Below are 20436 nucleotides of genomic sequence, written 5' to 3'. Positions count from 1 at the left end.
CCCGACCGGGCGGTCGCCCGCGCCGGTTCGGTCACCGTGCTCAGCGACATGCCAGCTCCTCCAGCACCCGGGCCAGGGCGATCACCCCGGCGGCGCAGTCGACGTCGTCGGCCGACTCGGCGGGGGAGTGCGACACCCCGGTCGGGTTACGGACGAAGAGCATCGCCGTCGGTACGTGCGCCGCCAGCACCCCCGCGTCGTGGCCCGCGCCGGTGGGCAGCACCGAGGCGTCCAGCAGTCGGGCCAGCCGGTCGGTCAGCCCGTTGTCGAAAGCCACCAGCGGGGTCGCCGACTCCTCGGTCAGGGTGATCTCGGTGCCGTCGCGGCGGGCCCGCTCGACGGCCTTGGTGCGGACCGCCTCGACCAGGCCGGTGAGCGTCTCCGGTTCGGCGGCGCGGGCGTCCAGCCAGCCGGTCACCCGCGACGGGATGGCGTTTGTGGCGTTCGGTTCGACGGCCACCCGGCCGACGGTGGCGTGGGCGTCGCGCAGCCGGGCCTCCTTGTTGGCGGCGAGCACCGTGAAGGCGTACGTGAGCATGGGGTCGCGGCGGTCGGCCATCCGGGTCGTACCGGCGTGGTTGCCCTCGCCGGTGACGTCGAAGCGCCAGCGGCCGTGCGGCCAGATCGCGGTGGCCACCGCGACCGGCGCGTCCTGCTCGACAAGCGCGCGGCCCTGCTCCACGTGCAGTTCCACGAAGGCGCCGAAGCGGCCCAGCAGCACCGGGACGCCGCCCGCCGGTCGGGCGCCCAACGCCTCGGCAAAGCTCACCCCGGCCGCGTCGCGCAACGCGCCCGCCCGCTCGACGTCGATCTGCCCGGTGAGCAGCCGCGACCCCAGGCAGGGTACGCCGAAGCGAGCCCCCTCCTCCTCGACGAACGCGGCGACGACAAGCGGCCGGCTCGGGGTGACTCCGGCCGCACGCAGTTCGTCCACGGCCAGCCAGGCGCTGACGATGCCGAGCGGCCCGTCGTACGCCCCGCCGTGCGGCACCGAGTCGAAGTGGCTGCCGGTCAACACGGCGTCACCGGCGTCCGGGTCACCCCACCAGGCGAACAGGTTGCCGTTGCCGTCCTCGGTGACCGGCATGCCCCGCTCGTCGGCCCGCGTCCGGAACCACTCCCGTAGCCGCAGCTCCGGCTCGGTGAGGGCGTAGCGCAGGTAGCCGCCGCTGCGCGCGTCGCGGCCGATCGGCGCGATCTCGTCCCACAGCCTGCGGAACCTGTTAAGAAGGGGCCCTTCCTCTACCGTATGCGTTAACAAGGGGCCCTTCCTTACTCCGCCATCGGGATGCGGACGTCGGTGTGCGGGGTGGGGTAGCCGGCGTCGACGTGCCGGATCACTCCCATCGCCGGGTCGTTGGTGAGCACCCGCTCGATCTTCTGCCCGGCCAGCGCGCTGCCGTCGGCCACGCAGACCTGACCGGCGTGGATGGACCGGCCGATGCCCACCCCACCACCGTGGTGGATGGACACCCAGGACGCGCCGCTGGCGGTGTTGACAAGCGCGTTGAGCAGCGGCCAGTCGGCGATCGCGTCCGAGCCGTCGGCCATCGCCTCGGTCTCCCGGTAGGGGCTGGCGACGCTGCCGCAGTCCAGGTGGTCCCGGCCGATCACCACGGGTGCGCTCAGCTCACCCGAGGCGACCATCTCGTTGAACCGTACGCCCGCCTTGTCGCGTTCGCCGTAGCCGAGCCAGCAGATCCGGGCCGGCAGACCCTGGAAGGCCACCCGCTCGCCGGCCAACCGGATCCACCGCGCGAGGGACTCGTTCTCCGGGAACAGGTCGAGGATGGCCCGGTCGGTGGCCGCGATGTCGGCCGGGTCGCCGGAGAGCGCCGCCCACCGGAACGGGCCCTTGCCCTCGCAGAACAACGGCCGGATGTACGCCGGCACGAAGCCGGGGAAGTCGAAGGCCCGCTCGTACCCGCCGAGGCGGGCCTCGCCCCGGATCGAGTTGCCGTAGTCGAAGACCTCCGCGCCGGCGTCGAGGAAGCCCACCATCGCCTCGACGTGCCGGGCCATCGACTCCCGGGCCCGGTCGGTGAACTCGGCCGGCTTGGCCGCCGCGTAGTCCCGCGCGTCGTCCAGCTCCACCCCCACCGGCAGGTACGACAGCGGGTCGTGGGCGCTTGTCTGGTCGGTGACGATGTCGATCGGTACGCCCCGACGCAGCAGCTCGGGGAAGACGGTGGCGGCGTTGCCGACCACGCCGACGCTGAGCGCCCGACGGTCCCGTTTCGCCGCGAGCACCCGCTGCACCGCGTCGTCCAGGTCGTCGGCGACCTCGTCCAGGTAGCGGTCGTGCACCCGGCGGTCCAGCCGGCTGCGGTCGACGTCCACGATCAGGCACACACCGCCGTTCATGGTCACCGCCAGCGGCTGCGCACCGCCCATCCCGCCGCAGCCGCCGGTCAGGGTCAACGTGCCGGCCAGGGTGTCGTTGAAGCGCTTGGCGGCCACCGCCGCGAACGTCTCGTAGGTGCCCTGGAGGATGCCCTGGGTGCCGATGTAGATCCACGATCCGGCGGTCATCTGGCCGTACATGGTCAGCCCGAGTTGCTCCAGTCGGCGGAACTCCGGCCAGGTGGCCCAGTCACCGACCAGGTTCGAGTTGGCCAGCAGCACCCGGGGCGCCCACTCGTGGGTCCGCATCACCCCGACCGGCCGGCCCGACTGCACAAGCATGGTCTCGTCGTCCCGCAGGTCGGTAAGCGTACGCACCAGGGCGTGGTAGGACGGCCAGTCCCGCGCCGCCTTCCCGGTGCCGCCGTAGACGACCAGGTCGTCGGGGCGCTCGGCGACCTGCGGGTCGAGGTTGTTCATCAGCATCCGCAGGGCCGCCTCCTGCGGCCAACCACGGGCGGTGCGTTCCGGGCCTCGGGCGGCCCGGATGGGGCCGGGGGCTGTGTGGGTCATGGTGTGTCTCCTCCTAACCGAGGAACAACTGGCGACGGGCGGCGGAGGCTTCGAACGCCTCCAACCGCCGCTGGGTCTCGGCCGGGGCGGCGTCGCAGATCGCCTGGAGCAGCACCATGGCCAGGGTCATCGGGGCGGTGTGCAGGTCGAACACGAGCTGGGTGCCGACCGCGGCGGGCAGCACCACATCGGCGAGTTCGGCCGCCGGGCTGACCGGCGAGTCGGTGATCGCGACCACGGTGAGCCCGGCGACGCGCGCCTCGCGCAGCGCGTCCAGGGTCTCCCGGGGATAGCGGGGCAGCACGAGGGCCAGCAGGGCGCTCGCCCCGGCCTCGGCGGCCTGTTCGATGCGGTCGGTCAGCAGGCTGCCCCCGTCGTCGAGCACCCGCACGTCCGGGTGCACCTTCGCGGCGAAATACGCGAAGTAGGCGGCCAGCGGGGCGGCGGCTCGCAGCCCCAGCACCGGCAGGGGTCGACTGGCGGCCAGGAGTCGACCTGTCTCGGCCAACCGCTCCCGGTCGGTGAGCTGCTCGGCGAGCCGGTCCAGGTTGCCGATCTCGGCGCGTACCGCCTGTTGGAGTTCGTTGCCGGCGGTGGCCGGGCCGGGGGCGGCGGCGGTGAGTTCGCGCAGCCGTCGACGCAGTGCGGGATAGCCGTCATGGCCCAGCGCGACGGCGAAGCGGGTGACCGACGGCTGGCTGACGCCGGCCAGCTCGGCGACCTCGGCGGCGGAGAGGTAGCCGACGGCGGGGGCGTGCTGCACCAGGCAGTGCGCGATGCGTCGCTGGGTCGGGGTGAGTCGGACGCCGTCGAACAGGCCGACGACCCGTTCGGTCGGCGCGATGGCAGCCCCTTCATTCATTCCAAGATTGTGTGCATAAAAACTTTCACCGGGCAAGTGGTCGATCTCATGGCTCGTCGTTGAGCTGCGACTTCGCCGCGATGGCCCGGCGTGCGGTCACCGGCGGGGCGGCTGAGGTGCGGTGGCTCGGTAGGATCCGCACGGCGATTGAGCAGAGGAGTTGCCATGCAGCCGGACGGTCCCTACCGGTACACCCATCTGCTGGGTGGCTCGCCGGTCGGCAAAGCATGGGCGGCCCTCGACCAGCAGGGCCGGTTCGTGACCGTCGCCGTCCTGGACGCCACTGTGGCCGCCGCCCCCGGCTGGCGGGAAGCGTTCGCCGGGATCGTCAACCACCTCGCCCAGACCCCCGGCGGAACCCCCTTCGTGTACGCCGACTTCTCGGCGGCCGCCCCGTGGGTCGCGTACGGCCCGGAGGCCGGCCCGGCGGCGGAGAAGCTGTTCCAGGCGCTCGGTGTCGCGTACCAACCCGTGCCCCCCTCCGCCCCACCGGCGGTGTCCCCGCCCGTCTCCGGCGTCCCCCACCCGGTTTCCGGCGTCCCGCAACCCGTCCCCGGTGTGCCGCAGCCGGCATCCGGTGTGCCGCAGTCGGTCTCTGGCCCGCCGCAGCCGGTATCCGGTGTGCCGCAGCCCGTCTCCGGTGCTGCGCAGCCCGCGTCCGGCCCGCCGCAGTATCCGTCCGGTCCGCCGCAAGCGGTGTCCGGTCCGCCGCAGCCGGTGTTCGCGGCGCCACAGCCGGCCGGGCCGGTATCCGCGCAGCCGGTCTACTCGGATCCGGTCTCGGGCGCACCGGCCTCGCCCGGCTTCGGCCCCACCGTCGACGATCCGCTGCGGCACGACCCGTTCAGCTCGCCGGCCCGCCGGATCCAACCGTCGACCTCCCGCAAGCGTCAGGGCGGCCTCTGGATCGCCATCGCCGCCCTGCTGCTGGTGGCCGCCATCGGCGGAGGCGCCGGCATCTGGGCCATCTCGGCGGGCGACACCGACACCCCGCCGGTGGCCACCGCACCGACCGAAACCCCACCCCAGCCCGGGCTCAAGCCCTGGGCGGAGGCCACGCCCCGCAGCCCTGCCGAGCACGCCCTCGCCACCGCCGCGCCGGCCGTGGTGTTCCTTGAGGCCATCTTCACCGGCTACGTCCGGAACAAGCAGGACAACGCCCTGCTGCATCCCGAGCCCTTCACCTTCAGCCGTCGCTGCACCGGCGTCGTGATCAACCGCGACGGGCATCTGCTCACCAACGGCCAGTGCGTGGCGCCCACTGTGGACATCCTGCTCGAACACGCGCTCGGCTCGCTGGCCGACACCCTGGTCGCCGACGGCAAGCTGAAGGCCGGCGAGGTCGGCGGATATGTGCGGGGTCGTCAGGCGAGCAGCGCCTTCACCGGCCCGGATGCGGGCACCGAGCCGGCGGTCATCCTGCACGGACAGCTGAACGTGTCCCAGGGCGACCTCAAGGACGACCCGGCGATCCCGGGCACCGTGCTGCGGACGTTCACCCTGGAGGAGGGCAACCTCGCGCTGGTCAAGCTCGACCGGGCCGACCTTCCGGTCGCCGAACTGAACACCTCCGCCACCATCGCCGCGGGGACGGCGCTGCACGTTCTCGGCTACGCCACCACCGACGCGGAATACCGCTCCGCCACCTACACCGTGCGTTCCGCGCCGGTCGAGGTGACCGAGGTGGACATCGAGTCCTCGGTCTACCGGATCAACGCGGACATCGGGGGGTACTCACGTGGCGGGATCGCGATCGACGCGCAGGGGCGGGTGGTCGGGATGTTGGACAACGACCTGCTGGCGCCCGAACGGCCGAACCGCCTCGTGGTGCCGGTGTCGCGGATGACCAGGCTGCTCGATGCGGCCGGTGTGGCGAACCAGCTCGGCGAGCCGGACCAGACCTACCGCAGCGCTCTGGAGACCTACTTCGGCGGTGACGAGGCGAAGGCGGCCCGGCAGTTCGCCGAGGCCGCGGAGCAGTCCCCGACCAACGCGTTGGCGGCGGCGTACCGCGAGGCGGCCGTCGCCGCCGGGGGCGACACCGCCGAGCGGCGGCCCGGTTGGGCGGTGCCGGTACTCGTCGTCGCTGTCGTCGCCTTCCTGGCCGGGCTCGGGGTGCTGATCTGGTCCCGTCGACGGCCGAACCGGTAGGCGGCCCGGCCGTCGGCGATCCGGTCAGTCCTGCTTGACCGCGATCTCGCACACGTCGAGTACCCGACGCACGGCGCTGTCCCAGGTCAGCGACGACCGGTAGTGGGTGAGCGCACCGAGGCTGAGGTCGGCGTAGCGATCCGGCGTGGCGAGCAGGGCGGCGATCTCGTCGGCGTACTGCTGCGCGGTGGCGTCGACCGGCAGGAGGATCCCGCTGCGGTCATGCTGCACGACGTCCGGTACGCCGTCGACCGCACTGCCCAGCGACGGCAGAGCGTACGCGGCGGCCTCGGCGAACACGATGCCGAACGGCTCGTTGCGGGTCGGTAGCAGGAACAGGTCGGCATCCGCGTAGAGCCGTTGCAGCCGGTTCCGGTCCGCCTCGCGGTCCTGGTGCAGGAAACCGTGGTAGGTGACATGGTCACGTCGCCACGAGTCGTCCGGTGGCTGTACGCCGACCACGTCGAGATGCACCGGGATTCCCCGTCGGTGCAACTCGTCGGCGATCAGCACCGAGCGGTCCACACCCTTGCGTTCCCACTTCACCCCCACGGTCAGCAGCCGTGGTGGGTCGCCGATGCGCGAGCGCGGTCCCGCCTGGGTCGCGGTCAGGTTGGCGCCGAAGCCGATGCGGTGCAGCCGGGACGGGTCGACCCGGTACCGGGCGGCGGCGTCCTCGTACGCGACTGTCGACGACATGACCACTGCCGCCATCTGGCGCAGCGACTCACCCTCGACCGGTTCGACCTGGCCCCGGGTGCGGCCGGAGAGGTGCTGCCAGTGGGGTGCCCGCTCCACCCGCTGGGCGTAGGTGGCGTCGGTCCAGATCACCGCCGGGACGTCACCGGGCTCGACACCGAGGGTGTGCCAACCGAGCAGCAGCAGCAGATCGGCGTTCGCCTGGCGGGCCTGCGCCTGGATCTGCCGGGTCAGATGGCGCACCAGTCGGGGCTCCACCTCCCAGTTCAGCTTGTGTCCCGCCCGCTTGGAGGCCGCCGCGACGAGCTTGCCGGAGCGTACGAGCAGGGGCGACGGTTCATCGAGCACCACATGATCGACGTCCAGGTCGCGCATCGTCCGGACCACGTTGGCCGGGATCCCCGACCAGGTGTGGACGTCGTCGGCGCGTCCCTCGACGGCGGACACAGCGATTCTCATGGCGGGGATTCTGCCGCAGCGCCGTCGATGGTGCGGGCGCGGGCGGTCGCCTCGTTCTAGTCCTCGGGTTTGCCGAGAATCGGTGCCAGTGCCTCGTCGAACAGCGGAGTCAACTTGCGGGCGTACTCGGCCGTGACGTGGTTGCCGTCGCGTCGCACGACGACGCCGCCGACGAAGATCGGGCAGCGACCGGCCTGACAGAACCAGTCCGTGGTGGCGATGTGCCAGGTGCCCTGCCCGCCCCAGACCCGCCGGTCGGCCTCGGCGTACGACCGGTATTCGGCGTCGAGCCGCGACACGCAGTCCTCGGGGGTGGAGACCCGGGTGATGCAGCTCTTCGGATCCTTACCCGACGGTGGCGGTTGCAGGGCGATGACCTTCGCCGCGCTGGCGAGCCACTGCTCCCGGGCGAGGTGGGCGGCCCGTTCCCAGTCCGGCAGCGACGGGCGGCCGCCGACGTCGGCGAACCGTTGGTGGTAGGCGTTGCTCACCACCACCAGATCCGGCCGCCGGTCCTCGATGAACGCCCGTACCGTCCGCCGATGCCCCGGACAGGCTCGGGTGATGCGCTCGATCGGCGAGACGGTGTCGGCGGCGAGGAACGGGCAACCGGCGTACGTCAGATCCTGGACCATCCACCCCGCCGGCTCCAGGGACCGGCGCACCAGCGGCAGCCAGGCGCTGGCGATGGAGTCGCCGACGACCACTGCCAGCCGGCGCGGGCGCGGGCCCGTGACCGCACAGTCGTTGCCGTCCCGGATCGCCGGCCGGCAGCCCTGCCCGTCCCCGTCGGTGAAGCGCAGGCTGCCCAGTTCACCCGGGGGAGGAGTCAGCACCGGCCAGTCGTCGGCGGCCAACGCGGTGGCGATCTGCGCCGTCAGCTCGTCCTGAGAGGTGATCGCCACGGTCTCCGGCGGCTGCGGCGCAGGCGGGCGGGTCGCCGTCACCACGACCGCGGCCACCAAGCTGAGCACCGCCACCGGCGCGGCCCACCGACGAACCACCGTCGCCCTGGTCCGCCGGGTGGGCGTCCCCGGCTGCCGCCGCTCCAGCCAGGCCGACCGACGAACCGGATCCTCCACGAAGTGGTACGAGAGCACCGAGAGCAGGACCGTGCCGCCGAGCGTGAGGACCGCGACGGCCGTCGGGCCTGCGGGGATCACCGCGCCGATCAGGATGAGCAGCGGGAAGTGCCACAGGTAGAGCGAGTAGGAGATGTCGCCGACGTACCGGACCACCCGGTTGGTCAGCGGGAACATCAGCCGCTGCCCGCCGACACCCCCGGCGATGACCAGCCCGGTCGAGATCACCGCCAGCAGGGCACCGGGCACCGGGAAGGGCGACTCGGCGGTGATGGCGAGCACCGAGACGACCAGACCGGCCAGCCCCAGCCACTGGTACGCCGGACGGGCCGGCGCCGGTATCCGGGCCAACAGCGGCGCCAGCACCGCGAGCAGCGCGCCGACGCCCAGTTCCCAGGCCCGGGAGAAGGTCGAGAAGTACGCCACCGTCGGGCGATGCTCGACCTCCCAGAGCGCGAACAGCACCGAGCCCAGCACGACCGCACCGAGCACCGGACCCGTCACCCACCGGGCACTGCTGCCGTACCGGCCCCGGCGGGCGGCCAGGCCCAGCACCACCACCAGCAGCACCGGCCAGACGAGGTAGAACTGCTCCTCGACCGCCAGCGACCAGTAGTGCCGCAGCGGCGAGACCGGCCCGTCGCTCTGCCAGTAGTCCGTGCCGGTGGAGGCGAACCGCCAGTTGGCGGCGAACAGGGCGGACCAGATGGTGTCCCAGGCCGTCGACCTGACCCGGTCGCCGATGAACAGCAGCGACGAGGCGAGGAAGGTGCACCCGAGAACCAGCATCGCCAGCGGCAGGATGCGGCGTGCCCGTCGACGGTAGAAGTTCGCGAAGGAGATCCGACCGACGCGGTCGTGCTCGTCGAGCAGGAGGCTGGTGATCAGGAAGCCGGAGATCACGAAGAAGACGTCGACGCCGACGAACCCGCCGGCGGGCCGGCCGAGGACGTGTTCGAGGATCACCACCACTACCGCGAAGGCCCGTAACCCCTGAATGTCCGGACGGAACCGGGGCCGTGCAGCGGTGGGTTGCCGGGCGACGAAAGGTTCGCCCGGCACCGTACGCAAGGACGTGGCCCGGTCAGTCTCGCGCATCGGATGTGGCATGGCCGATGGGCGGTCGAGCGGCGGTCCGGCGCAGCCGGGCCAGCGGTCCCGGCCGGTCGGCACCGGCTGCCGAGGCGGCAACCGGAGCGGAATCCGTCGCCCCTGACGTGGACGTGATCAGGACCATCACGACGAAGATCCAGGTCAGTCCGTCGACGGAGAGCGGGTTCCAGACCACCTCGGTGAACGAGTAGACGACGAAGAGCGCCACCGGGGCCTTGGCGGTGAACGCCCGGCCGTCGGCGACCGGCGCGCGCAGCAGGGCGGCCAGCAGGAAGGTCAACAGCGCCAGGCCGACGAAACCACCGGAGAAGATCGCCAGTACGTAACCGGAGTGGAAGAAGTGGTACGGCGCTTCGCCGATGTCCCGCAGGTAGTACCACTTCGAGACGCCGACGCCGGTGGCCTCCGACCCGGCGATGTACTCCCGCACGTGGACCCAGATGTTGCCCCGGTTGCTCAGGGTGGTGCGGGACGCGCTCCAGGTCAGATACGTCGCCGTTGCGGCGGCCCCGACGACAAGCGCCGTGCAGAGGGCGAGGTTGATGTGCGGGTACGGCCGCCGCCGTTGCAGCAGCACGGCACCCAGCACCCACACGCCCGCCGCGGCGAGCGCGAGATAGCTGGTCCGGGACCCGGTGGCGACGATGATCAGCAGACCGAACGCCAGCACCGCCACCCGCTCCGCCCCACGTAGCGCGCAGGCGGCGGCGACCACGGTGAACGAGGCGATCAGGGCGACGTAGTTCTCGGAGTTGTAGAAGCTCTTGAACAATGCCCCCGCGACCGAGCACTTCTCCAACTGCCCGCCGGTGCAGGCCCGCCACGCCTGCCCGTAGACGGCGGTCGGGATGGTCAGCACCGACAGGACGGCCAGCCCGGCGTACGCCATCGCGCGCAGGCTCACCGTGGTGCCGGCCGCCATCAGCCAGGCCGCGACCAGGAGCAGCCCTGCGGTGGCGTACGCCGGCATCCTCGACCCGTACACGCCGTCACCGGAGAGGAGATCCACGCCCAGGCACCAGACGAGCAGTGCCGCGGCCAGCCCCAGGCAGATCCGCCGCCAGAACTCGGGCGGCGCCCACAGCCGCCGCCGGCCGACGGCCACCAGCCAGCCGACAAGCGCGAGCACCAGCAGGCCGATGAGCGCCGACGAGTGCTCACCGGCGATCGCGGGCGCGGCGTTCGCCAGCACCACGAACCCGAGGAACGCGACGGCGTTCGCGCCGCTGCCGAAGGCGGCCACGACGGCCCGACGCGCGTGGACCAGCCAACCGGCCGCCACGAGGCCACCCGCGCTGAGCAGGACGGCGAAAAGTGTGGTCACCTCAGACCCTTTCCATGGAATGCGGCGAAGGAGGTGCGCCGGCCCGGTCGCGGCGGACGGCGGCGGCGAGACAACCCCAGAGCAGTACGGCGAGCAGCGCGTCGCAGACCAGGCTGGACACCACCGCGCCCTGCCACCCGTAGACCGGGATGAGCCACAGGTTCAGCAGCGCGTTGAGCACGCCGATGCCGATCTGACAGATCGTCCGCCGGCCCTGCATCCGCGCCCCGGAGAGCGCGTCGGCGGCAAGGTAGTGCAGCGACTTCAGCACCAGCAGTGCGCTCAGCCCCTGGAGTGCCGGAATGGCCGCCTCGAAGTCGGGCCCGAAGACCAGCGGCATCATCCAGGCGAACGCGACGAGCAGCAGACTCACCGGCACGCTGAAGGCCAGGAAGCGCGGCACCAGCCGACGGGCCATCCGCAGCGCTTCCCGGGGGCCGTTGCGCCCTGCCTCGAAGAACCCGGGGTAGGCCACCGCGCCCATGGTCCGGGCGGGGGTGTACGCGAGATCGACCACCCGGTAGGCGGCGGCGTAGATCGCGGCGCTCTCCGGGGTGCCCAGGCGGGACAGCATGACCTTGTCGCTGTCGTTGTACACCGACTGGGCCGAGAGACCGACCGCGAACAACATCCCGGTGCGGGCCTGCCGCAACGCACCGCCGACGCCCAGGGACGCGACGGCGGCGCCACTGAGCCCGGCCAGGAGCACCGGCAGGCACACGACCACGGAGATCACCACGGACGTGGTGGCCCAGCCGCGCAGCGTGACCGGCTCGTCCGAGAGGGCCAGCACCGCTGCTCCGGCCAGCCGACAGACATGCAGCAGGGCGGGAATGAGGGCAGCCAGCATGATCCGGCCACGGACATGGAACGAGGCGGCCACGGCTTCGATGAGCCGCCAGGCGACCAGGTCCCCGAAGGCGAGACAGAGCAGGTCGACCAGGCCGATCTGCGCGCCCCAGATCGCCAGGCCGGCGGCGCTTACCAACACGGTGGCCGCCCCGCCGAAGACCGTCGACAGGAACAGGCCACGGCACAGGTGGCGGGGCCAGTCGGCCGGCGAGTCGGCGTAGTTCTGAATGATCAGGCTCGGCGCGCCGGCCGACGCGAAGGGCGACACCACCGCGATGAGGGCCGTGACACCGACGAACAGGCCGTAGGTGTCGATCGGCATTTCCCGGGCCAGCAACACGAACAGCACGCCCTGGGCGAGGGTACGCAGCAGGTTGCCGGTGAAGAACTTGCCGAACTTGCGCAGGAAGCTGTCGCCGTGACCGGCCGACCGGCGCGGGCCCGACCCCTGCGTACGCTCGCCGGGCGTGGACCCGTCCGCTTGTCCTGCCACGGCCGTCACCTCAGGGCCTCCACCCATCGGCGGCCCACCTCGGCCGGATCCAGTGCCGTGCGCCGGTTGTGCCACGCCTTCTCGAAGTCCGTGACGGTGGGCCGCTGGTCGCGGGTCAGGCGTACGACCGCGTCGGCGAGCGCGGCCGGTGAGGTGTCCCGGGCCAGGATGCCCGGCACGAACGTCGGGATCATCTCGTCCACGGCCGGCACCGGCAGGGCGGCAACGGGCAGCCCGGCCTCGGCGGCCTCCAGGAGGCTGAACCCGAACGTCTCGGCCCGGGACGGGTGCAGCAGCACGTCCGCCTCCGCGAGCAGCCCCGCCACCTGCGGCACCCGACCCAGGAAGGTGGTGCGCCCGGCCAACCCGAGCGCGGACGCCCGCTCGTGCAGGAGTTCACGCTCCGCGCCGTCGCCGGCGAGGGTCAGGTGGTAGTGCGCGGGTAGCAGCGCCAGGGCTTCGAGCGCGCCGACGTGGTTCTTGATCGGGCGGAACGCACCGGCGGTGACGAGCGTGATCCGCTCGCGGTCGGCGACCTCGCGGGGCGGCACGAACGGCTTGGGCGGCAGCACGTTCGGAATGGTCAGCACCGACTGCCCCGGGGCGAGTTGCCGTACGGTGCGCGCCACCCCGTCGGAGACGGCGACCACCAGCTGCGGCCGTAGTCCGTTGGTCCGGGCCAGCCGGGCGAGCGTGCGGACCCGGCGATCGAAGCGCAACCGTTCCGGCAGCAGCGAATGTTCCCAGCCGACGAAGCGGCGACCGGAACCGGCCAGGGCGGCACCGGCCGGCAGGCTGGCCCACAGGCCGCTCGCCACGATCCGGACGTCCGCCGGCAGGTTCCGCAGCCGACGCCGCAACGGCGGGACCGCCTCCAGCAGGCGGGTGATCCGGGTACCCAGCCCGAGGGTGTCGACTGTCAGATCGTCCAGGCCGGGCGGGATCGAGCGGGACAGCACGGTCGCCGAGACCTCGACGCCCTGCTCCTGCAAGGCCCGCATGAGCAGCACGGCGGCACGTTCCATGCCGTAGAGCGGCTCCAGCTGGGCCAGCACGAAGTGCACGCGCATCAACGGGTCCCGTCGGCCTGGAGTGGGTCGCCGCCACCCGTGGTCCGCGAGCCGCGCATCGCCACCCGCTCCAGCGCCGACCGGGGCACCAGCCCGAGCGCCGCGAGGACGGCGTTGCGGGCCGACGGGGGACGGTTGCGGCGGATGGCGCGCACCATCTCGCGTACGCCCTCGCCGTCGCGGGCCTGCACCGCGTAGCGCAGGGTCTGGGCGGCGATGAAGTCGGAGAACGTCTCCGGTGCCCACACCCCCTCCCAGCGTTGCGCCCAGTCCCAGGAGGTACGCCAGTCCGCGCTGGCCGAGATCGATCCCGGGCTGCCCACCGTGTAGATGGCGGTGGCCTCCTCGATCTGCACGATCTTCGCTCGCGGGATCCGGGCGGCCCGGACGAGCCAGTCCCAGTCCTGGTGCCGGGGCAGCGTCTCGTCCCACGGGCACTGTCGCGCCAGGTCGGCGGTGGTCAGCAGCGTCGAGGTGGGCAGCGACTGGCGACCGACCCCGAGGTGCCGGCGACGGAAGAGATAGTCCTCCGGCAGCGCGCCGTCGGCGATCAGTGTGGTCGGTACGGCGGTCGGTAGCGGGCTGCTCCCCGCCTTGCGTTGCAGCGTGCGGGAGGACACCACGGGCAGCCAGCCCTCGCCGGCCAGCCGTTCCAGCACCGGCAGTTGGGCCGCGAGCTTGTGCGGCAGCCAGGCGTCGTCGTCGTCCAGGAAGGCGATGTGGCTGCCGGGCGCGGCGTGCCGGACCCCGAGGTTGCGCGCGTACGAGCCCCGCCGGCCGCCGCCGGTGCAGACGATCTCGTCGATCTGGTCGCGCAGGTCTGTCACGCCGGTCGGCACCTCGGCCAGGTCGCAGACCACCACCAGATGTACGGACACACCCTGCTGGGCGCGGGCCGTGGCGACCGCCTCCGCGAGACTGGGGCGACCCGTCGTCGGGATGACCACCGAAACGTCCGGCATCGGATTCTCCAAGAATTGGGCTGGGCGCCACCATGCCGAGTGGCGGCGCGTACGGCGAGGACCGTCGATGCGCATGTCCCGAAGCCGATCGGAGCGGAGCCTACCGCCCACCCGAATCCGGGCGCTGACCGGTCGATCAGCGGCCACCACCGCGGAACACCTCGGCCACGGTTCGCAGCAGCACCTTGGCGTCCAGCCACAGTGACCAGTTCTCGATGTAGTAGTTGTCGAACCGGGCCCGGTCGGAGATCGGGGTGTCCCCGCGCAAGCCACTGACCTGGGCCAACCCGGTGAGCCCGACCGGCACCCGGTGACGCATGGCGTAGCTCGGGTACTCGGCGGAGAACTTCTCGACGAAGTACGGCCGCTCGGGCCGCGGCCCGACGACGCTCATGTCGCCCTTGAGGATGTTCCACAGCTGCGGCAGCTCGTCCAGGGAGGTGCGCCGCAGGAAACGACCGATGGGCGAGACCCGCCGGTCGTGCGCGATCGACCAGTTCGTCTGGGATTCGTGCTCGTTGAGCGGCCGCATGGTGCGGAACTTGATGATGTCGAAGGGCTTGCCGTGCCGACCGATGCGTTCCTGGCGGAAGAAGATCCCCCGGCCACCGTCGAGGAACGCCAGCCCCGCGCAGAGCAGCAGAATCGGGCTGAGCAGCAGCAACGCCGTCGCAGCGAAGATCACGTCCGAGGTGCGTTTGAGTGCCCAGTGCGGCCCCGACAGCGTCGTGTCACCGACCTTGACGATCGGGATGGCGCCGATGTGGTCACCGTGCGACCGGGACCCCCAGAGCCGGGGTGCCGCCCACAGGTCGCAGGTGGCGACCTTCGGGTGGCGGAGGATCTCCATCAGCACCAGTTCGGGGCACTCCGGATCGGCGATGATCAGCACGTCGCACTCGGTCAGCCGGACCAGGTATTCGAGTTGGTCGAGCGTCCCGATCAGGGGCGTGGTGGACGTGGCCGTCGCCGAGGGGCTGTCGACGTGGCCGACGAACCGCAGCCCGTACCGGGGATAGCGGCGCAGGAGTCGGGCCAGCTCTACGGCGGTCGGGCCGCTGCCGATGACGATGGCGTTGTGTTCCACCCACCGCTGCCGGCGGGCCAGCGTGGCGATCTCCCGGGTGAGCAGGCGACCGGCGAGCACCAGGACGGCGGCCACCGCTATGCCGCGGATGAACTCGACGAGGTATTCCGGGGAGTCGTGGCGCAGCGCGGCGATGATGACGACGATCGCCGCGGCGGCCAGCAACCGGCCGCAGAGGCTCGGGATCTCATCGAGGATGCTCACGTGCCGGCGGGCCTGGTAGAGCCCGCCGGCGGCGAAGATGGCCACGGTCAGGGCGGTCATGACCAGGGTGCCGCGCCAGTACTGCTGGTCGATCAGCAGTGGCGACAACAGCGCGGCGACGTCGACCGGTGCGGTCAACATCCAGGCACGCAGGCCCCGGGTGCGGGTCGAGGTGCGGGAGCCGGGGTAGGGAAGTACCGCCGTCGCGTCCAGGCCGGGGCGCGCGGTGTCGCCGTTCTCCGCCGGTGTCGATCCCGCATCGGCCGCGGTGCCCTCGTGCGGAGGGTCCCCGTCGTCGTCCGTTTCCGTCGACTCCGATCGGTGCCCCAGGCGGGGTGACCCCTCCTCACCGGGTGCGATGGTGGCCGGGAAACCCATGACAGGTTGCCTCGACATGTGTGGATCCTCCCCCGTGGAGTGACATCCGTTGACGCCTGAGAAGCCACCGGAGCGAACGCAGGATACGGCGGCTCCGGCGACAGCCGCCAGAGCCGCCGGAACAATTCATGCCCTATTTGCCTAGGTTGAGAATTTCTTTGACCGAGTCCCGCCGAACTGCGTCGTAGAAGTCCGCCGCTTTGTCCGAATCGTCGAATACCACGCTCTCGCTGCCGACCCGTCCGGTGCCCTTTGTCGGATTGGTCATGAAGGTCAGATCGTTGCCGCGCAGGCCTCGCAGGTCCATTGCCATGTCGACAAGGGACATGTCCTTGTCGACGGATACGGCGCTGGAGGTGGCGCGGACGAAGGAATTGAGATTGCTGGGATTTGTCAAAATCCCACCTGATGCGGCTTTGTCCAGAATTGCCTTGATGACCTGCTGCTGATGCTTGATCCGGGTGAAGTCACCGTCGGCGAACTGCTTGCGTTGGCGGGAGAAATCCAGCGCGGTCGCCCCGTCCATTCGCTGTCTGCCCTGCTCGAAGGTGCGGAAGGGTGGGTGGATCGAGGTGAACTTCTTCTCCGAGTTGACCTCGATGCCGCCGAGAGCGTCGATGATCTCGGTGAATCCGGCGAAGTCGACCATCAGCACATGGTCGATCCGAACCTTTGTGTACTGCTCCACGGTCTGCACCATCAGCGGCAGGCCACCCCAGGCGTACGCGGCGTTGATCTTCGCGTCGCGACCGCCACGCCCCTCCTTGGTGCGCGGGATCGAAACCCAGGTGTCCCGGGGAATGGAGACGAGTTGCGCCCCGGAACGGTCCTTCGGCACGTGGGCCAGGATGATGGTGTCCGCGCGGGAACCACCGGTGCTCTCCGGATCGCGCGAGTCGCTACCGAGGATCAGCATGTTCAAGGCGCCCGCTTCGACGACCTCGGGCCGGGTCTCCTCGGGTATGCCGTCGAACGCGTCGAGCCGCTCGATGTCCGACTCGACCGACTTGAGATAGAAACCGGCGGCCACCACTGCGCCGACCCCGACCAGTGCCAACACCAGCACGCTGATCAGCGTGATCCGCAGCCACCGTCGGCGCGGCTTCCTCGCCGTGGGGTCTGCCGCATTCTCCGACCCGTCGGTGTCCCCCGCCGGCAGTGTCTGCTCCGGGACGACCGTCCCGGCCTGCTCTCCACTCGACATGGGCGCGATGCTACTGAACCTGACGTATGCGGGCTGCCCCGGCGGGTCGGGAATAGCGCCGAGCGTCGGTCATCGTGTTACCCCGATGTTTCGGTCCGTCTGGTACAACCCACAAGTGGATGCTGTCAAGCTGCGTCGGGCCATCGCCCGGACCCGTCTCGCCCCCGTTGCCGCCTTTCCGAAGCGGCTGGTCACGGTGGCCCGTCACGACGCCAAGGTGCTGCGCACCTCGGCCCGATGGCTGCTCGCCTCCCGCGAACACCACAACTACACGTACGAGCTGACCAAGCTCAGCCGCAGTCACCTGGCCTGGTTCGTGAGCGTGGTGTGTGACCTGCCGGTCGCGCAGGTCCGCGGGTACCTGGACGAGATCGAGTCGGACGACGCGCTGCGCCAGCACATCGCCTCCACCATCGGCAGCGCCGCGCGCCGTGGCCTGGCCGACAAGCAGGTCCGGTACGCCCGGCGCATCGGGTGGTACGCCATCGTGCGCGCCCGCCGACCCGCGCACATCGTGGAGACCGGTGTGGACAAGGGGTTGGGCAGTTGCGTCCTGGCCGCGGCCCTGTTGCGCAACGCCGCCGAGGGCCACCCCGGTCGGGTCAGTTCCATCGACATCAACCCCGAGGCCGGCTATCTCGCCCGCGTCGCGCCCTGGTCCGAGGTGATCGACCTGGTCATCGGTGACTCGGTCGAGTCGATAAGCGCGTTGGACCAGCCGGTCGACCTGTTCCTGCACGACAGCGACCACAGCCGGGCGTACGAGAAGCGCGAGTTCGAGGCCGTCGAGCCGAAACTGGCCCCCGGGGCGATGCTGCTCACCGACAACGTCACCCACACCAACGTGCTGGCCCGGCACGCCGAGCGCACCGGCCGGAAGTTCCTCGCCTACCGGGAGACCCCGGCGAACCACTGGTACCCCGGGGACGGCATCGGCGTGGCATGGTGACCGGGTGCGGCTCAGTGAGATCAACACATACCCGGTCAAGGGTTGTCGCGGCCTGGCCCACGACGAGTCCGAGGTGCGGCCGTGGGGGCTCGACGGCGACCGGCGGTGGATGCTCGTCGACGCCGACGGTGTCGGAGTGACCCAGCGGGACACCACCGCGCTGGTCCGGGTGCACGCCCACCCCGAAGCCGGCGGCCTGCGGCTGAGCGCCGCCGGTCACCCGGACCTGCTGGTCCCGGAGCCGGTCGGCGTCCCGCCGGTGCAGGTGCGCACCTTCCGCCGCCGGGTGCTGCTGGTCGACGCGTTGCCCGCCGGCCCGACCGCCGACGCCTGGCTCGGCCAGGTGCTCGACCGGCCGGTCCGCCTGGTCTGGCTCGCCGAGCCGGCCCGGCACATCGAACCGGGCCGAAAGAAGCACGACCCGGGCGACCGGGTCAGCTTCGCCGACGCGTATCCGGTGCTGCTGACCAGCACCGCGTCGCTGGCCGCCCTGGGCGACTGGCTCACCGAGGCCGGCGCGGACCCGGTCCCGATGGCCCGGTTCCGGCCCAACCTGGTCGTCGACGGGGCACCCGCCTGGACGGAGGACGGCTGGGAAGGGCGGGAACTGCGGATCGGCGACGTCGCGTTCCGGGCCGCCGGCCCGTCGGCCCGCTGCCTGGTCACCACCACCGACCAGGAGACGGGGGTACGCGGCCGGGAGCCGCTGCGCACCCTCGCGCGGCACCGCAACATCGACCGTCAGCTGCTGTTCGGGCTGAACCTCGTGCCGCTGGAATCCGGCCGGATCAGGGTCGGCGACCCCGTCTTAGCTTTCGCTTAGGTCGCTTGTCCGGTATGGCCGTCGTCGGGCAGCATCGGTGCACGTGACCGACGGAACCGACGGCCCCGCCGCACGGACAACAGTCAGCCGTCCCCGCACGGGCCGCTGGCTGGCAGGCGGGGCCGTGGTCGTCGTCGCCACGCTCCTCGGCCTCACCCTGGCGCTGCGCTCCGGTGCCGCACCCGCCTGCGCCGCGCCGATCCCCCCGCAGCACGCCGCCGCGCCGCTGGCCCCGGCTGCTTTGCTGGCTCCGCCGGCTGCCGGCACCGTCGGCAAGGGCAAAGCGACCTTCTACGACTCGACGGGTACGGACGGCAACTGCTCCTATCCGACCGCCCCCGCCGCCCGGCTCTACGTCGCGCTCGGCCCCGACGAGTACGCCGACGGCGCGGCCTGCGGCGGATATCTCGACGTCACCGGGCCCAAGGGCACCGTACGGGTCATGGTCGCCGACCAGTGCCCGGAGTGCGCACCCGGACACCTCGACCTGTCCAGGGAGGCGTTCACCCGGATCGCCGACCCGGTGCGCGGCGTCGTCGACGTCAGCTACCGCCTGGTCGTCGACCCGCCGCTGACCGGCCCGCTCACCTTCCGAATCAAGGAGGGCGCGTCGCAGTGGTGGTTCGCGGTCCTGGTCGCCGGGCACGGCAATCCGCTGCGTGCCGTCGAGGTACGCCACGGCAGTTCGGGCAACTGGCGGGCGGCCAGCCGGCAGAGCTACAACTACTGGCTGATCGATTCCGGGGCCGGCCCCGGCCCGTTCCAGATCCGGGTCACCGACACCCGGGGCCACCGGGTCACCGCCGCCGGCATCCGGATGACCCCCGGCCAGGTCCAGCGCAGCACGGTCCGGATGTACGGCGGCACCTCGGGCGGGTCCACCCCCGCGCCCACTGCGAGCGCGGCCCCCAGGACGCCCTCGTCCAGCCCGAAGCCGACCGCCCGCGCGTCGGCACGCCCGAGTCCGTCCCCGTCCACTCTGGCCCCGGTTGACGTGTCTGCCTCACCGGCGGTGGTCGGTGCTCCGGACGGGGAGGCGGTGGCGCTCGCGTCGACACAGCCCGACGCGGGACCCCGAGGTTGCGCCTGACCGCCCCCGTATCCGCGGCGACGCCCGTCTGGATCTGCGGTCGACTGCCCGAAGCTGCGGCGGCGTGCCCGTTTGTGGTCAGGACCGACCTGGCGGGTTGCCCAGGTCAGAAGGTCGGGCCTGAGGTGGTCTGCTTGGCGGAGTCCTCGCTCAGGCCGAGCCACATCAGGATCTCGTCCCGGTCGTCGCCGGGGGCGACCCGGATCGCGCCGGGCCACCGGCCCACCTCGCGGTAGCCGAGTCGCCGGTAGAACCGGTCCAGCCCCAGCCCGTCGCGCACCGTCACGTGCAGTGCCGTCAGCCCGAGGTCCCGCCCGACCTGCGCGGCCTTACGCATCAGCGCGTCGCCGACGCCGCGTCCCTGGGTGTCCGGGTGGACCATCACCCGGGTGAGGACCCGCAGGTGCTGCTTCAGGTGGAACCGTGGGTCGGTGAAGATCGCCATGGCGACCAGTCGGTCGTCGTCGTAACCGAGCAGCAGTCGGTCCGGGCCGTCGGCGATGCCCGCGAGGGTCGGGTCGGCGATCGTCCGCACCTTGTCGGCGGTGACCGGTGCCACGAAGCCGACCGCGCCGCCCGCGTTTGTGACGTCCACCCAGAGCGCGACGATGTCGGCGCGCAGTTGCGGGGTGAGTTCGGGGTCGAGGACGAAACGCAGGGTCACCCGCACATCCTCGCCAAGTCGCCGGCCCGACGCCCGTGATCGTGATGCGCCCGA

At 71.6% G+C, this 20436-nt stretch carries 16 protein-coding genes; 4 read left to right on the top strand and 12 right to left on the bottom strand.

Going from position 1 to position 20436, the window contains the following annotated elements:
* Window positions 1-40: 40 nt before the first annotated feature.
* The 3 genes from EG812_RS12345 to EG812_RS12335 are packed head-to-tail and all read right to left on the bottom strand — an operon-like array spanning window position 41 to window position 3778.
* Window positions 41-1261: an allantoate amidohydrolase gene (locus EG812_RS12345; protein WP_126711611.1), complete on the bottom strand. Its 1221-nt coding sequence runs from the start codon at window positions 1259-1261 to the stop codon at window positions 41-43.
* Between the two features lie 11 nt (window positions 1262-1272).
* On the bottom strand, window positions 1273-2916 hold the full coding sequence (hutU, locus tag EG812_RS12340; RefSeq protein WP_126711610.1) for a urocanate hydratase: 1644 nt from the start codon (window positions 2914-2916) through the stop codon (window positions 1273-1275).
* A gap of 13 nt (window positions 2917-2929) precedes the next feature.
* Window positions 2930-3778: a MurR/RpiR family transcriptional regulator gene (locus EG812_RS12335; RefSeq protein WP_013731874.1), complete on the bottom strand. Its 849-nt coding sequence runs from the start codon at window positions 3776-3778 to the stop codon at window positions 2930-2932.
* Window positions 3779-3943: 165 nt separating this feature from the next.
* Between EG812_RS12335 and EG812_RS12330 the strand changes: the two genes are divergently transcribed.
* Window positions 3944-5929 carry a S1 family peptidase gene (locus EG812_RS12330; RefSeq protein ID WP_126711609.1) on the top strand — a complete coding sequence of 662 codons (1986 nt, stop codon included), beginning with the start codon at window positions 3944-3946 and terminating at the stop codon, window positions 5927-5929.
* A 24-nt stretch (window positions 5930-5953) separates the two neighbouring features.
* Here the strand turns inward: EG812_RS12330 and EG812_RS12325 are convergent, their stop codons facing one another.
* From EG812_RS12325 to EG812_RS12290, 8 genes are all read right to left on the bottom strand, one after another.
* A complete protein-coding gene (locus tag EG812_RS12325) occupies window positions 5954-7087 on the bottom strand; it encodes a glycosyltransferase family 4 protein (RefSeq protein ID WP_126711608.1) in 1134 nt (377 codons plus the stop codon).
* Between the two features lie 56 nt (window positions 7088-7143).
* Complete coding sequence (locus EG812_RS12320; protein WP_158632504.1) at window positions 7144-9267, bottom strand: acyltransferase family protein; 2124 nt, start codon at window positions 9265-9267, stop codon at window positions 7144-7146.
* Window positions 9254-10606 (bottom strand): O-antigen ligase family protein, encoded by a 1353-nt coding sequence (locus tag EG812_RS12315; protein WP_126711606.1) that lies wholly within the window; start codon window positions 10604-10606, stop codon window positions 9254-9256. The genes EG812_RS12320 and EG812_RS12315 overlap by 14 nt, the downstream gene beginning before the upstream one ends.
* Before the next feature lies 1 nt (window position 10607).
* Window positions 10608-11951, bottom strand: a complete 1344-nt coding sequence (locus tag EG812_RS12310) for a lipopolysaccharide biosynthesis protein (protein ID WP_158632503.1) — start codon at window positions 11949-11951, stop codon at window positions 10608-10610.
* A gap of 5 nt (window positions 11952-11956) precedes the next feature.
* On the bottom strand, window positions 11957-13021 hold the full coding sequence (locus EG812_RS12305; protein ID WP_126711604.1) for a glycosyltransferase: 1065 nt from the start codon (window positions 13019-13021) through the stop codon (window positions 11957-11959).
* A complete protein-coding gene (locus EG812_RS12300) occupies window positions 13021-13983 on the bottom strand; it encodes a glycosyltransferase family 2 protein (protein WP_158632502.1) in 963 nt (320 codons plus the stop codon). Before EG812_RS12300 ends, EG812_RS12305 begins: the two co-directional genes overlap by 1 nt.
* Before the next feature lie 136 nt (window positions 13984-14119).
* Window positions 14120-15670, bottom strand: coding sequence for a sugar transferase (locus tag EG812_RS12295; protein ID WP_233579463.1), 1551 nt, complete (start codon window positions 15668-15670; stop codon window positions 14120-14122).
* Between the two features lie 115 nt (window positions 15671-15785).
* Window positions 15786-16718: an LCP family protein gene (locus EG812_RS12290; RefSeq protein ID WP_233579462.1), complete on the bottom strand. Its 933-nt coding sequence runs from the start codon at window positions 16716-16718 to the stop codon at window positions 15786-15788.
* 253 nt (window positions 16719-16971) lie between these two features.
* On the opposite strand from EG812_RS12290, the gene EG812_RS12285 reads away from it, so the two are divergent.
* From EG812_RS12285 to EG812_RS12275, 3 genes are read left to right on the top strand one after another with little or no spacing between them, the layout of a single operon-like run.
* Complete coding sequence (locus EG812_RS12285) at window positions 16972-17805, top strand: O-methyltransferase (RefSeq protein ID WP_126711602.1); 834 nt, start codon at window positions 16972-16974, stop codon at window positions 17803-17805.
* Window positions 17806-17809: 4 nt separating this feature from the next.
* Window positions 17810-18628, top strand: a complete 819-nt coding sequence (locus tag EG812_RS12280; RefSeq protein WP_126711601.1) for an MOSC domain-containing protein — start codon at window positions 17810-17812, stop codon at window positions 18626-18628.
* A gap of 43 nt (window positions 18629-18671) precedes the next feature.
* Entirely contained in the window at window positions 18672-19718 is a 1047-nt protein-coding gene (locus EG812_RS12275; RefSeq protein WP_233579461.1) for an expansin EXLX1 family cellulose-binding protein, read from the top strand.
* Window positions 19719-19824: 106 nt separating this feature from the next.
* Here EG812_RS12275 and EG812_RS12270 read toward each other — a convergent pair whose 3' ends face one another.
* On the bottom strand, window positions 19825-20382 hold the full coding sequence (locus tag EG812_RS12270; RefSeq protein ID WP_126711600.1) for a GNAT family N-acetyltransferase: 558 nt from the start codon (window positions 20380-20382) through the stop codon (window positions 19825-19827).
* Between the last annotated feature and the right edge of the window lie 54 nt (window positions 20383-20436).

Source organism: Verrucosispora sp. FIM060022, assembly GCF_003977705.1.
Lineage (GTDB): Bacteria > Actinomycetota > Actinomycetes > Mycobacteriales > Micromonosporaceae > Micromonospora > Micromonospora gifhornensis.
The sequence above is the reverse complement of the archived record's forward strand: the minus strand, read 5'-3'. Positions and strand labels throughout refer to the sequence as shown.